This window comes from Sorangium aterium (genome assembly GCF_028368935.1).
Lineage (GTDB): Bacteria > Myxococcota_A > Polyangia > Polyangiales > Polyangiaceae > Sorangium > Sorangium atrum.
Genome location: NZ_JAQNDK010000007.1, coordinates 445563 through 459099 on the forward strand (window position 1 = coordinate 445563; position 13537 = coordinate 459099).

Annotated in this window: 13 protein-coding genes; 6 read left to right on the forward strand and 7 right to left on the reverse strand. The window is 72.5% G+C overall.

The features are described from left to right. Position 1: 1 nt before the first annotated feature. The 4 genes from rpsF to POL72_RS49575 all read right to left on the reverse strand — a co-directional run bounded on the left by rpsF (position 2) and on the right by POL72_RS49575 (position 3285). The gene (gene rpsF / locus POL72_RS49560) at positions 2-541 is read right to left on the reverse strand and encodes a 30S ribosomal protein S6 (RefSeq protein ID WP_272104374.1); all 540 of its coding nucleotides are present in this window, start codon (positions 539-541) and stop codon (positions 2-4) included. Positions 542-649: 108 nt separating this feature from the next. Then, positions 650-1321 (reverse strand): aminoacyl-tRNA hydrolase, encoded by a 672-nt coding sequence (gene pth / locus POL72_RS49565; protein ID WP_272104375.1) that lies wholly within the window; start codon positions 1319-1321, stop codon positions 650-652. Between the two features lie 124 nt (positions 1322-1445). Further along, entirely contained in the window at positions 1446-2138 is a 693-nt protein-coding gene (locus POL72_RS49570) for a 50S ribosomal protein L25/general stress protein Ctc (protein WP_272104377.1), read from the reverse strand. A gap of 202 nt (positions 2139-2340) precedes the next feature. Continuing rightward, positions 2341-3285, reverse strand: coding sequence for a ribose-phosphate pyrophosphokinase (locus POL72_RS49575; protein ID WP_272104378.1), 945 nt, complete (start codon positions 3283-3285; stop codon positions 2341-2343). A 173-nt stretch (positions 3286-3458) separates the two neighbouring features. On the opposite strand from POL72_RS49575, the gene ribF reads away from it, so the two are divergent. From ribF to POL72_RS49590, 3 genes are read left to right on the forward strand one after another with little or no spacing between them, the layout of a single operon-like run. Then, positions 3459-4460: a riboflavin biosynthesis protein RibF gene (gene ribF / locus POL72_RS49580; protein ID WP_272104380.1), complete on the forward strand. Its 1002-nt coding sequence runs from the start codon at positions 3459-3461 to the stop codon at positions 4458-4460. A 31-nt stretch (positions 4461-4491) separates the two neighbouring features. Further along, positions 4492-6606, forward strand: a complete 2115-nt coding sequence (locus POL72_RS49585; protein WP_272104381.1) for a tetratricopeptide repeat protein — start codon at positions 4492-4494, stop codon at positions 6604-6606. A 55-nt stretch (positions 6607-6661) separates the two neighbouring features. After that, positions 6662-7639: a hypothetical protein gene (locus POL72_RS49590; RefSeq protein ID WP_272104382.1), complete on the forward strand. Its 978-nt coding sequence runs from the start codon at positions 6662-6664 to the stop codon at positions 7637-7639. 36 nt (positions 7640-7675) lie between these two features. Here the strand turns inward: POL72_RS49590 and POL72_RS49595 are convergent, their stop codons facing one another. The 3 genes from POL72_RS49595 to POL72_RS49605 all read right to left on the reverse strand — a co-directional run bounded on the left by POL72_RS49595 (position 7676) and on the right by POL72_RS49605 (position 10897). Further along, on the reverse strand, positions 7676-8611 hold the full coding sequence (locus POL72_RS49595) for a hypothetical protein (protein ID WP_272104384.1): 936 nt from the start codon (positions 8609-8611) through the stop codon (positions 7676-7678). Between the two features lie 110 nt (positions 8612-8721). Beyond that, positions 8722-10137 (reverse strand): protein-disulfide reductase DsbD family protein, encoded by a 1416-nt coding sequence (locus tag POL72_RS49600; RefSeq protein WP_272104386.1) that lies wholly within the window; start codon positions 10135-10137, stop codon positions 8722-8724. 61 nt (positions 10138-10198) lie between these two features. Beyond that, entirely contained in the window at positions 10199-10897 is a 699-nt protein-coding gene (locus POL72_RS49605; protein ID WP_272104388.1) for a tetratricopeptide repeat protein, read from the reverse strand. Between the two features lie 690 nt (positions 10898-11587). Between POL72_RS49605 and POL72_RS49610 the strand changes: the two genes are divergently transcribed. The 3 genes from POL72_RS49610 to POL72_RS49620 all read left to right on the forward strand — a co-directional run bounded on the left by POL72_RS49610 (position 11588) and on the right by POL72_RS49620 (position 13494). Next, positions 11588-11857 carry a hypothetical protein gene (locus POL72_RS49610; RefSeq protein WP_272104389.1) on the forward strand — a complete coding sequence of 90 codons (270 nt, stop codon included), beginning with the start codon at positions 11588-11590 and terminating at the stop codon, positions 11855-11857. Beyond that, positions 11854-12189 carry a hypothetical protein gene (locus POL72_RS49615; protein WP_272104391.1) on the forward strand — a complete coding sequence of 112 codons (336 nt, stop codon included), beginning with the start codon at positions 11854-11856 and terminating at the stop codon, positions 12187-12189. Before POL72_RS49610 ends, POL72_RS49615 begins: the two co-directional genes overlap by 4 nt. Before the next feature lie 204 nt (positions 12190-12393). After that, positions 12394-13494, forward strand: a complete 1101-nt coding sequence (locus tag POL72_RS49620; RefSeq protein WP_272104550.1) for a RomY N-terminal domain-containing regulatory protein — start codon at positions 12394-12396, stop codon at positions 13492-13494. Positions 13495-13537 lie beyond the last annotated feature (43 nt).

The following is a 13537-nucleotide window of genomic DNA, read 5'->3' on the forward strand; positions in this document are numbered from 1 at the left end:
CTCAGCTCTCCTCCTCGTCGGCGGCGCCTTCCGCCTCAGCCTCTTCGGCATCGTCGAGTTCGCCCGCCGGGGCCTGCTCGGAGCTCCGGTCGATGCGGCGCTCCGGCTCGATCAGGCCGAGCTGACGCTCGCGCGAATCGTCGCGGTCGTCCTCCAGCGGCGTGAGCTCGAGGCGCTCGAACTTCACGTCCTCGTCGGCGATCGTGACGCCCTCGACCTCGACGTCGTTGCGCACGAGCACCGTCTGGTACTTCAGCACGCCGTCGGAGAGGCGCAGGTTGCGCTCGACCTCGGAGACGACCTTCCCGCCCCCGAGGTACTTCAGGTACACGTAAACGCCGCGGCGGTGCTTGGCGATGTCGTACGCGAGGCGGCGGCGCCCCCACGTCTCGACCTTGGTCAGCCGGCCCGACTCGCGTCCGACGACCTCGGCGAGGCGCGACCCGATCCGCTCGGCGCCGTCGGCGTCGATGTCGGGTCGCAGGATGTAGATCGTTTCGTACTCTCTGGCGCGCCCGGGCGCCGTTACCTGTCGGCTCATTCAGTCTTCCCTCTCGGCCAATGGCCCCGGGGCGGTGCCCCGGAGCGAGGAAAGGAACAGCCTGTCGAGCGACGCACCGGCGAGCTCGGCAGGCTGTTCCGTAGAGGATCAGGGCTTCTGCGTCGGGGGGAGGGGACCCTTCCCTTCCTTCGCGGCGGGGGCTGGCTCCGTCGACCCATCCCCCTCGCCCTTCTGCCTCTTGCCCGGCTTGGGCCGGGTGTTTCGGACGTTCATCGCGGCGTCGAAGCCGCGGGCGGCGACTTCTAGCACACTTTGGACAGCTTGCTTCAAGCAGTCGGGCAGGCTCGCGCGCTCGACGGCGTCGAACCCCGACAGGACGTAATCCGCGACCTCGCCCCGGAAACCCGGCGGCGGCCGTCCTACCCCGAGGCGGACGCGCCCGAAGTCGCCCGTCCCGCCGTGGGAGATGATCGAGCGCAGCCCGTTGTGCCCCGCGTGCCCGCCGCCGACCTTGAGGCGAACCGTGCCGAACGGCAGGTCGAGCTCGTCGTGGAGCACGATCAGCTCGGAGGGCGCGACCTTGAAGAAGGCCATCGCCGGCTGCACGCTGCGCCCCGACTCGTTCATGTAGGTCATCGGCTTGAGCAGGATCGCCTGCTGTCCGGCGATCTCTGCCCGCGCGTGGACGCCCGAGAACTTCTCGCGGAACGGATCCGCCCGGACCTCGTCGGCCAGCGCGTCGATGGCCATGAAGCCGACGTTGTGCCGGTGAGCAGCGTATTCCTTGCCGGGGTTCCCCAGGCCGACCACGAGCAGCATGACGAGCTGGTTCTGCTGAGTCCCCGGAATTGGGCAGACGATGCAGGTGAGGCAGGCGAGGAGCGGGGCAGGGCGGGCCGCGCGCGCCTCGCGGTGCGGAGGCGCGAGGCGGCCCGCTCCCGGATTACTTCTTGTCCTTCTTGTCGCCGCCCGCGGGGGCCGCGCCCTTCGCGGGGGCAGCCGCGCCGGCGGCGGGCGCAGCGGCCGCACCAGCGGCCGGCGCGCCGGCGGCGGGCTTCGCCTCTTCCTCGGGGCCAGCCTTCTCGGGCGCGTTGACAACGGCGATCGTCTGGTCGTCCGCGAGGAGCGTCTTCACGCCCTCCGGCAGCTTCAGCCCGCTGGCCTTGTACGAGTCACCCAGGTCGAGCTCGGTCACGTCGATCTCGATGAACGACGGGATCTTCTCCGGCAGGCAGCGCACGGGGATCGTGCGGAAGATCTGCTGGAGCACGCCGCCGGTGACCACGCCCTTCGGCTTGCCAACGCAGCGGAAGGGGATCTGCACGTCGACGGGCTGGTCGAGCTTCACCTGGATGAAGTCGGCGTGGACGAGCTCCCGCGAGATGGGGTGGTAGTCGTAGTCGCGCACCATGACGGTGAGCGTCTGGCCATTCTCGATGGCCAGCTCGACGACGGAGTTCTTGCCGTGGTCGGAGCCGAGCACCTGAAGGAGCGCCTTCGGCGAGATGGCGACCGACTGCGGCGCGAGCTCGCGCCCGTAGGCGATGGCGGGAATCTGTCCGGCGCGGCGCAGGCGGCTCGACGCGCTCTTGCCGCTATCCTCGCGCCTCGTGGCGTTGAGCTTGATGATGTCCATGACGACGGCTCCAGAAGTGATCCGGGTGTCCGCGGTGCGCGGTCCACCCCGGCGTAGGGTGCGGCGCTATAGCAGAACGGAGAAGAGAAAGTCGAGCCTTCGTCCGCCGGAGGGCGCGTTTTGTGTCTTTTGAGTGTTCTGGCGAGGGGGCGCGGGCGACCTGCGTCGCCGGTGCGTCCCGCCGCCGAACGCGCGCGGCCGGTCAGACGAAGAGCGAGCTCACCGAGTCCGAGTGATGGATGCGGCGGATCGCCTCGGCGAGCAGCCGCGCCACCGAGACGACCTTGAATTTACCGGAGGCCCTCGCCTCGTCCGAGAGCGGGATCGAGTTCGTCACCACGACCTCGGTGAGGGGCGAGTCCTTGATGCGCTCGACCGCCGGGCCGGACAGGACCGGGTGCGTGGCGCAGGCGGCGACGCTCCTGGCGCCCTGCTTCATCAGGGCGTTGGCGGCGTTCACCAGGGTGCCGGCGGTGTCGATGAGGTCGTCGAGGATGAGGCAGTGCTTGCCGGCCACCTCGCCGATGATGTTCATGACCTCGCTCTCGTTCGCCCGCTCGCGGCGCTTGTCGATGATCGCGAGCGTGCCCTGGAGGCGCTTCGAGTAAGCGCGGGCCCGCTCCACGCCGCCCGCGTCCGGGGAGACGATGACCACGTCCTTGCCGTAGTGCTCGCGGAGGTGGTGCTCCAGCAGCGCCGGCATCGCGAACAGGTGGTCGAACGGGATGTTGAAGAACCCCTGGATCTGCCCGGCGTGCAGGTCGAGCGCGACGATCCGGTTCACCCCGGCGGCGACGATGAGGTCGGCGACGAGCTTCGAGGTGATGGGCGTCCGCGGCGCGACCTTCCGGTCCTGCCTGGCATAGCCGTAGTAGGGGATGACCGCCGTGATGGAGCCGGCCGAGGCGCGGCGGAGCGCGTCGACCATGATCAGGAGCTCCATCACGCTGTCGTTGACCGGCGAGCAGGTGGGCTGAACGACGTAGGTGTCGACGCCTCGGACGTTCTCCTGGATGACGCAGAACGTCTCGCCGTCCGAAAAGCGCGACACGCGCGACTTCCCCATCGGTTGCTCCAGGACCTGACAGATTTCCTGGGTAAGCGGGAAATTGGCGTTGCCGGAGAAGATACTGACTCTCTTGAACACGGCGCGCCTCCAACCCGTTTCGGGGAGCGCGGCTCTATCAGTCGGCCATGGGCACGTCAAGCGACTCTGTACAGCGATCGCTTGGCTGTACGTGCGTATCGTGACGGGCGGCGCTGTTCTCGCCTGCGTCCACCCGCATTTCGTTCGGCGCTGCTTCGGGTTAGGTAGCGGCTGTGGAGTATTTTGCTGCCGCCGCTTCCGGGCAGGGCGGGCGCGCCGCGGCCGGGCCGCGGGGTAGCCTGGTGATCATCGGCAATTTCGACGGCGTTCATCTGGGGCACCAGGCGCTGCTCGCCGACGCGGCGCTGGACGCGGAGCGGCGGGGGCTCGAGCCGGTGGCGCTCACGTTCGCCCCGCACCCCGCGAGCGTCCTCGGCCGGACCCCGCCGGCGACGCTGACGGCGCTGCCGCGCAAGATCGAGCTCATCCAGCGCGTGCAGCCGACGATCCGGGTCGACGCGGTGACGTTCGACCGCGCGTTCGCGGCCCAGACGCCGGAGGAGTTCGTGCGGCGCGTGCTGCTCGATCGGCTCGCGGCGCGCGTCGTCCTGGTCGGCGCGAACTTCCGGTTCGGCCGCGGGCGCGCCGGCGACTTCACGACGCTCGGGCGCCTCGGCGAGGATCTCGGCTTCGAGACGCGATCGCACCCGCTCGTCGGCGACGCCGAGGGGGCCTGGTCGAGCACCCGCGTCCGAGCGGCCCTCGCGCGCGGGGATCTCGAGTCGGCCGAGCGGATGCTGTCGCGCCCGCACATGCTGTCGGGCGTCGTCGCGCAGGGGGCGAGGCGGGGCCGGACGATCGGCTTCCCCACCTGCAACATCGACGAGATCGACGAGGCGCTCCCGCCGTTCGGCGTGTACGCGACGCTCGTCGATCGGGTGACCTCGTCGGGCCGCGCGATCGCGCTCGCGCGCGGCGTGGCCAACCTCGGCGTCCGGCCGACGGTCGAGGCGTCGGGGCAGGCGCGGCCGAACCTAGAGGTGCACCTCTTCGACGTCGACGAGGATCTCTACGGCGCGGCGCTGCGCGTGCACCTGATCGCCCGGCTGCGCGAGGAGCGGCGGTTCTCCGGGCTGCCGGAGCTCAAGGCGCAGATCGCGCGCGACGCCGAGGCGGCGCGCGCGCGGCTCGCGTCGATCAGCGCGGATCCGGCGGCGGAGGGGGCGTTTCGCTGAGCGGTCCGGCCAGGGTGAGCGAGCGTCGGATGTGGTAGCGTCGGCGGCGATGGAGCGCCGGGAGCTCGACGGGCTGACGCGGGAGGAGCTGATAGCGCGCGCCGAGGGGCTCGGGGTGCCGCGGCCGCGCCTGCTCACGAAGGTCGAGCTCATCGACGAGATCGTGGCGCGCACCGCGCAGAGCGAGCCGGAGCGGGCCCGCCTCCGCGGCTTCCTCGGGCGGGCGCGCGATCTGCTCTCGCGCGTGGTCGAGCGGGGCCTGCACATGCCGGAGACCGCGCGCGCGCTGCGCGGCGAGGCGCCGCCGGAGCAGTGGCCGCCGCCCCCCCCGCCGCCGCCGCCGCGGTCCACCACGACGCTCGCCGAGATCTATGCGTCCCAGGGGCACACGGATCGCGCCATCGCGGTGCTCGACGAGATCCTCGCGCGAGCGCCGGAGGACGAGGATGCGCGGCGGCTCCGGGAGAGGCTCATCGAGAGCGCGCCGCGCGGGCAGGGGGCAGGCGCGGAAGCGCCGGGCGTGGACGCGGATGCGGAGGATGCGGAGGATGCGGACGCGGAGGATGCGGACGCGGAGGATGCGGACGCGGACGCGGAGGATGCGGATGCGGACGCAGCCGCGAAGGATGCGGACAGCGCCGCCGCGGAGGCTTCCCCTGCTCCGTTCGCGCGGGACGATGGCGCGACCGAGCCTCGCGGGGCCGCGATCGCGAGCGAGCACCAGGGGCAGCCCGGGCCCGTTGCCGGAGCGCCTGGCGACGTTCCGGTGCAGCTACCGCGAGATCCGTCGCCTGCAGGTGTCGAAGCGCCGGCGTCGCCCGTCGCCCCAGGGGTGGCGCTGGGTCTTGCGGCGGCCTTGCGCGACGAGCGCGCGGAGCTCCCGGCGCGGTATGACGTCGACGAGATCGTCGGTATCGCGGTCGATCACGAGACAATCTACCTCTACTGGGAAGTGCGACCCAGGACGCTCGCGCGAGCGCGGGCGCGTCGCCCGGAAGGGCAGCTCGCCATCCGCGTCGTCGCGGTGATGCCGAGCTGGGAGCGGCCCGTGGTCGAGCAGCGGGATCTCGCCATCGACGCGCTCTTCGGCGACATGTTCGTGCGCGACATCCCGTCCGGCGCGAACCTCCGCATGTGCACGGGCTGGCTCGCCGGCGAGGTGTTCGAGCCTTTCGCGGTCGGCCTCGAGGTCGCTGTGCCACGCGCGTTGCCGGTTTCGCCGAGGCCGCCCTCGGAGGAGCCTCCGGCCTCTGTGCCGGCGCTGACCGGTGAAACCTCGGAGGAGCGTCCGGCCTCTGTGCCGGCGCTGACGGGTGAGACCTCGGAGGAGCGTCCGGCCTCTGCGTCGGAACTGACAGGTGAGATCCCGCCGGGCAGCCCCAGTGCGTCGATGAACGTCGCGGAGCGAGACATCGAGGGCGACGTCGGCGATGCGGCATCCCCGGCGCTTGACGCGATCGCCGCGGGGACGGCGTCCCTGTCGATTCCAGGTGCCCGCGGAGAGCACGGCGAGCCTGTCGCCGTGCCCGGCGCGAGCGGAGGCTCGGTGACCACGGCGCTGCGGGCGTCGAGCGCGCAGGTCGCCAGCGATGACGCGGAGGTCGAGGCGGCCGCGGCGGCGGTCGTCACGAGCAGCGACGTGGAGCCCGCTGCGCCGGCCGCGACCAGCGACGTGGCCGCCGAGGCTGTCCGAGCGGCCGCGCCTCGCGGCCTCGAGGCGGTCGCGCCTGGGCGCAGCGCGACGCTCGTCGCGGAGCCGACGCTCCCGTTGCCCGACCAGGCGCCGGCGCGCTTCGCCTCGGGAACGGCGCCGACGGCTGAGGCGATCGCGCAGGCGGTCGCGGCGACCCGCGGCGCGGCGAGCGAGGGACCAGCCCGCTTCCCGTCAGGAACGGCGCCGACGCCGGAGGCGATCGCGCAGGCGGTCGCGGCGACCCGCGGCGGTTCGAGCGAGCTGCTCCGAGGAAGCGGCGGGAGCGCGGGACCTCACGCCAGCGAGGCGCTCCGGCGCACCAGCGCGGAGCGGGGCCTCTCCCCGGGCAGCGGGCCGCGCCTTGGCGCCGATCGGGGACGATCCCTGGGCGGTGGAGCGGAGCTCTGGCGGAGCTTCGCCACCCGGGCGCGCCCGCCTTCCCGGGGCCGCTGAGCGAGCCGGTCGACCCGCACGCAACTCGCGATGCGCGGCGGTCGACCCTCTTCGCGTGCACCCGAACCACCGATCCATCGCAAGCTCCGCTCTCTTCCTCCTCGGCGCGCTCGCCTGCGCTCTGCTCACGCCGCGCGCACGCGCGGAGCTCCCCCTCGATGACGAGCCCACGGCGCTCGACCCGCGCGTGGACCGCCTCGACACCGCACCCCACGAGCTCTGGGCTGCGTCCCCGGGCAGCGCGCAGCCGCTGTGGCTCGCTGTGGAGCTCGGGATCGCTCGGCTCGAAGGCGGCCAGCGCTCCCTCACCGGCATGCTGCTCGCGAGCATCCCCCTCGAGCGGCTATCCACCCGCTCTGGCGCGCCGCCTCCGCCGTCCGCCGTCGCCGAACCTGCGGCGCCTCGGCTGAAGCCTGCCCCCGTGACCCCGAGCCCGCCACGCGCGGCGCCGGAGAGCGAGCTCCCGGAGCCGCCTCCGCCCGCGCAGCCAGCCGAGGCCGAGCCGCCGCTCCCGCTGCCGGTCCGGGTCACGCCAGCGATGGCCCGCGCGATCGTCGAGGCGGCGCTGCGGCGATCCCGCCTCCTCGATCCCGAGGCGCGCATCGACGCGATCGCGTCGCGCGCGCGGACGTCGTCGCTCTTCCCGGAGCTCCGGCTCCGCGTCTCGCGGCTCGTCGATGAAGCCGAGAGCCTGGCCCCCACGGAGTACGATCCGACGCGAAGGACGGCGTCCGGCGGCACGAGCCTGTGGCTCGAGGCGCGCGCGACCTGGCGGCTCGACCGGATCGTCTTCGCCGACGAGGAGATCGCCCTGGAGCGCCTCCGCCGCGAGCGCGCCGAGCTGCAGACGAAGCTCACGGCGCGCGTGCTCGAGCTGCTCTTCGCGTGGCAGCGCGCCGTCGCGCTCGCGGCCGATCCGGGACAGAGCCCCGAGGAGCACCGCACCGCGACGCTCGCGGCGCTCGAAGCGGAGGCGACCCTCGACCTGCTCACCGGCGGCTGGATGACGCGGTGGCGCGCTGCGCGCGAGTGAGCCCGCGTGCCTCCGCCCGCGCAGGGCGCCCGCGCGCTACAGGATGGTCTGCGAGAGCGTCACCGCGCGCCTGCCGGTACCGGCGTCTCCGTCGGGATCGGTCACCGTCACCTCGATTTCCACGACCTTCCCGAGCAGCTCCTCGATCTTCCGCTCGCCATCCAGCCGGAACCGCAGCCCGGCGAGCTTGCAGAAGCCGCCTTCGTCGGGATCCAGGGTGAAGATGACCTCGAGCGGCTCGATCGCATAGCCGAGCTCGGGCACGAGGCCGTTCACCACGGTGAGCGAGCCGGACCGGCGGAGGTTCTTGAGCCGGATGGCGACGAAGATGTGGTAGCCGCCTTGCGGCCCAGCCTCCACCTGGACCTCGTCGAGGTCATCGAGCGGGAAGTAGTCGGCCTGCCCCTCCCCGACGAGGACGACGGGCTCCTCCCCTGGGGCCGGCTTGCAGAGGTCCGGCTCGGCGTCCGCGTTCCACGAGGTGGTGTAGGGCTCGAGCTGCCGGGGATCCACGTCGGGGGCGCTGCAGCCGCCGGCCACGCAGGTCTGCGGCGCCGGGCACGTGGCCGCCCCGGGCGCGACGACGCACTCCCGCTCGAGGCGCACCCGGAGCAGCAGCGTGCGGCCGCCGATCACCCGGGTCGACGCGGTGCGGGTGAGCAGCGGCCTCTCGGTGTCCTCCGGTCCGAACGCCTCCAGGGAGATCTCCACGGCCGCGCCGTCCTCGAGATCGCTGAAGAAGAACTCCCGCGGGAAGAACAGCTGCCCGTTCTTCTGCGCCAGCGCGTCCTCGTGGACGACGTGTCCGTCGACCCGCAGGACGACGCGCAGCAGGTCGATGTCGGCGCCTGCGCGGAGCTCGCTCGTCACCCCGAACACCACGGTCCCGGTGGTGGGCCCCGCAGCGCCGCAGCCTGCGACGAGCAGGGCGCAGAGCGCGAGGGCGGCGAGCAGGAAGGTGCGGATGTTCATGGCGGCCTGGCCGCGAGGGGCGCGGCGCCCGTCGCTCCATCCTCGCGGCGTTCGGTCCTCCTGGGCCATGCCGACGGCGTGTGCGGCGCGCTGCTGCCGGGCGCAGCGCGCTACTGGATGCCCTCGATCGCGGCCAGGAACACGTCCGGGCCGACGAAGTCGTTGAAGCGCTTCCGCTCGGCGCCGGTGGAGTCGTACAGCACCACCGTGGGCAGGCCGACGACCTTGTACTTGCCCTTCACCGCGTCGATCTGCGGATCCTCATCGTCCGTCGCGTCGACCTTCACCGCGACGAAGTGCGCCGCCTTGGCCATGACACGAGGATCCGAGAAGGTCTCCTTCGCGAGCTGCTTGCAGGCGCCGCACCACTCCGCGGTGAAGTCCACGAGCAGCGGGCGTCCTTCCGCCTTTGCCTTGGAGACGGCCACCGGCTCCTCGTGCAGCCACGTGAGCTGCGGCGACGCGGCCTCGCCGGCCACCGCCGACGGGACGGGCGAGGCGAGCTTCGGCAGATCCAGGCTCGCGATGAGCAGGAAGCTGCTGGCCACCGTGAGCGCGATCCCGACCCCCTTGCGGGCCTTCACGCCGGCGCCGCCGTCGTCCCAGGAGAGGTGCACCGCGCCGAGCGCGAGGCCGACCGCGACGAGGCCCGCCATGACGGCCATGAACTGCGGCGTGGGCTGCGCGAGCGACGACAGCGCCGGGAAGGTCGTCTTCAGGAAATAGAGCGCGACGACCATCATCACGATCCCGAAGAACGACTTCACCCCCAGCATCCACTTGCCGCCCTTCGGCAGCGCGAACGCGAACGCGCCGACGAGCCAGAACGGCAGGCCGAGCCCGAGGGAGAAGGTGGCGCCGACCAGCGCGCCGAGGCCGACGTTCTGGGTCTTTCCGATCCAAAGGATGATGCCCGTGAGGACGGGCCCGGTGCACGGCGCGGCGACGAGGCCGCTCACCAGACCGAGCAGGAAGGCGCCGCCGTAGCCGATGCCCCCGACCTGCGAGAGCCGCTGCATCAGGGTGTCCGGCAGCGTCATCTCGAACGCGCCGAACATGGACAGCGAGAGCGCGATGAACACCGCCGCGATGCCGACGATGACCCACCTGTTCGAGAGCACGCCGCCGAACAGGCTGCCCGTGAGCGCCGCGACCACGAGCATCGTCGTGAAGAGCACGACGATCCCGAGCACGAAGCTCGTCGAGAGCAGCATCGCCTCGCGCCGGGACTTCGCCTCCCGCGCCCCGAAGATGCTCACCGTGATGGCGATCATCGGGTACACGCAGGGGGTCAGGCACGTGAGCAGCCCGCCCCCGAGCGCGGCGAGCGCGGCGAAGAGCGGGCCGGCCTCCAGACCGCGGGTGAACAGGTCGCGCTGATCATCGGCCAGCGCGAGCGCCGGGGACGCGAGCGTGGCGAGCGCGACCAGCGCCGGGAGCGCGGGTCCGAGCGCGCCTCGCGCGCCACGTCGGACACCCGCCGGCGCGGCGCCGGCGCTTGCCTTGAAACGAGTCGAAGCGGTCATCACGAAGGTTCTATAGCAAAGCGATCGGGGTCGTGCGGCGCGCCGTCCGTTCAGGCCGGCATCAGCGCTCCGCGAGGGACGCGAGCGTCCGGCGCGCCGCCTCGATCTCCGCGCCGAGCGCGATCGCGACCGCGGCCCTCCCCGAGGTGCTCCGCTGGACGAAGGCTTCCAGGTATTTCTTGGCCTCGTCCCAGCGATGGTCGAAGTAGGCCATCTGCCCGAGCACGAACCGGCCGTAACCCTGGCCTGCCGGCACCTCCGAGAGCCGATCGATCAGCGCGCCGAGCCCCTCCACCGCCTTGCCGCTCTCGCACTGCACGACGGCGAGGTGGCCCTGGTAGAGCGGCTTGTCCCGCGTGCCCCAGCGCGCCGCGCGCGTGAGCGCCCCGATCGCCTCGTCGTACCGGCGCGCCAGGTGATACACGCTGCCCAGCGTCCACCAGTGGAACGCCCTCCGGCTCGCCGGCCCCGTGCGCGCCGCCAGCCGGAGGTGCCCGACGGCCCCCTCGATGTCCCCGAGGGCCTGCTTCGCGCGCGCCGCGTCCTGGTGGGCGACGTCGCTCAGCACGCCGAGCGCCAGGATCTGCTCCGCCACCTCGGCTGCCCGCTCGAAGCGGCGTGTCTCGAAATACGCGAGGTAGAGCTGCCGCAGCAGCATGGCCTGCGTCGTCCGGTCGAGCGGCCCCCGGAGCGACAGGCCCCGCCGCGCCCAGAGCGCGCGCGACCGCGGGGTCGCCGCGCCCAGCGCGCGCCGCAACATCTCCTCCGCGGTCAGCGCCGCCGCGGGCGCGCGCCGTCGCGGCGCATTGCTGGGCCGTTTCTCTCGTGGAACAGGGGGGCCAGCGTCATTCCCGCTGCCCGCAACGGACTGCGCCGTCGCTTTCGTGCGTCGTCGCGTACCCCCGGAGCCCGTACGGACGGATCGAGCGCCGCCCACGCTGTCACCGTGCTCGCTCGCCTTGCGCACAGAAAGCAATCCTAACAGACCTGCACACGCGTTCCAGCAATACGCGACGTTTCCATCTTGACTCGGGCCCGGTGGCGGGCGGGTGGGCTGGTCGTGGACGACGGCCGGTTGCCGGCTGGGGTTGGTCGTGCGTCACCGCGGGCTGTCGGCTTCGGCTGGACCTTGTTGCGCCCCATCGAGCGTGGCGCCATCGTCGCGGCCATGCGTCGCCGTCCTGGCTCAACTTCCCTTCAAAGGAGGCGGTATTCCGTCTCCACGGTCTCCGGCAACCTGGGTCGGGTCCTCAACCTGGGTCGGGTCCTCAACCTGGGTCGGGTCCTCAACCTGGGTCGGGTCCTCAACCTGGGTCGGGTTCTCAACCTGGGTCGGGTTCTCAACCTGGGTCGGGTTCTCAACCTGGGTCGGGTCCTGGTCCTCAACCTGGGTCGGGTCCTCAACCTGGGTCGGGCCCCCATCCCCTCCTGGCCCGCGCCATGCTTGGCCTTGCTCGCCGGCCTTCTGCTTCTGGCCGGGTGCGGGCACCCGGCGAGCCGCGACGAGTGCGAGGCCATCTTCCGGAGGAGCGCCGAGATCGAGCTCCGGGCGCAGAACGTCGTCGACCCGAAGATCGTCGAGGAGCGCACGGCGGCGGTGCGGGACGCCCGCGGCAAGGAGCTCATCGACAGGTGCGTCGGGCGCCGCATCACGGACGCTGCGATGGTGTGCGTCCGGCAGGCAACGACCCCGGAGCAGGTCGATAAGTGCCTGGAGTGACGCGCCCCGCGACCCGCGCCGATGTCCTGGCAACCCTGGCGATCGTCCTGCTGGTGTTCGGTATCCTCGTGGGGCGCGCCGCGCTCCGCCGCGCCGCTCCGCGCCCGTCCGCCGAGGCGTGCGCCGCGCTCCTCGATCGGTACGTCGAGCTCGTCCTGCGCGCGGCCAACCCCGAGCCCGCTGCGTCCCAGGTGGCCGAGAGGACCGCAATGGCGCGCGAGGCCGCCGGCGAGCGCGGCTTCGTCCGCTGCGAGGCCGACCTCACGCAGGCGGAGGTGGCGTGCGCCCTCCAGGCGGGAACTGCGGACGACCTGGAGCGCTGTCTGCCCTGACGCGACCAGCGTGCGGCCCGCGGAGGACCAGCCCCGACATGCTCCCCCACCGCGGAGGAACGGCGGAGGAGCGGCGAAGGAACGTGAAGGGACGCCGGCGCGCTGCGAATCGTTCCGGGCGCGCCGCGCTGTGATAGTCTCGGCCGTGGCGAGCGCTCCCCGCTGGCGCGATCTCCTCACCTCCCCACCCTCGGATTGCCTGTCGTGAAAGCCCCGTCGCCCTTGCTCGGCTTCAACAACAACGTCCGGCATAAGGGGCGGTTGTTCCACATACAGACTGAGGACTCGGGCATTCGCCATCCTCACATCATCACGCACCTCTTCGCCGACGGCGGGCGCATCCTCAAGACCACGAAGACCTCGTACGCGGAGCACGTCGGTCAGGCCTCGCTCGCGGAGACGGTTCGCGGCCTCATGAAGGAGCAGCACAAGGCGATGTTCATCGCCCTGCGCGACGGTCACTTCGACTACCTCTTCGATGACGCGGCCGCCCCGCCCGTGTCCGCGGGCGCCGTCGCCTCCCCGTCGCATCCCGAGGCGAGCAAGCCCGCGCGGGCGTCGTCGCCGTCGTCGCCCGAGGTGACGGGCGCGCCGAAGCCGCCCCCGCCTTCCCGGCCCCTCGCGCCGCCCGTCGTACCGCCCGTCGTGCCCGAGGCGTCGCCGCGCCCGAAGCCGGCAGCCGCGCCCACGCCGGCGCCCAGGCCCGCCGCTCAGCCCGCAAGGCCAGCGGCCGCGCCCCTCGCCGCAGCGCCGCGCCCCCCGGCGGCCGAGCCGGCGCCCGCTTCGGCCAGCGGGCGCCCCCGGCTCGAGCTCGATCCCGTCGCGCTCCAGGCGCTCGGCAGCGGGCGCGCGGCCAGCCCGCTCGCCGGCAGGGCCGTACGCCCGGCGTCGCCCCCGGAGATCAAGCCCGAACCGTCGATCGATCTCGATCTCGACGCGCTGGAGCGCGCCGCTGCCGAGGCACAGACGCCGTTCTTTCAGCAGATCCAGGACCTCCCGCCGCCGCCTGCGTCGGTGATCGGGCGGCGGGCGGAGTCCGCGGCCTCCGGCGCCGGGGTCTACAGCAACGTCCATCCCGAGCAGCCCATCGCGCCGCCCGCGCCCCAGGTCGCGGTCGAGCATTTCTCGGGTGGCCCTGGCTCCGGCCGCTACGCGGCCTCGCGCCCGGCCAGCATCTTCGCGACGAACCGGCCGGCGGAAGGCGCATCGATCTTCGGTGAGGACCTGATCAGCGAGAAATCGCTCGACGAGGTGATCCTCAGCTACCTCGCGGAAGATCTCGACAGCCCCCCGGAGAAGAAATAGCCGGGCTGCCGCCTGGCGTGGCGGACGTGTGGAGCAGGTGCGT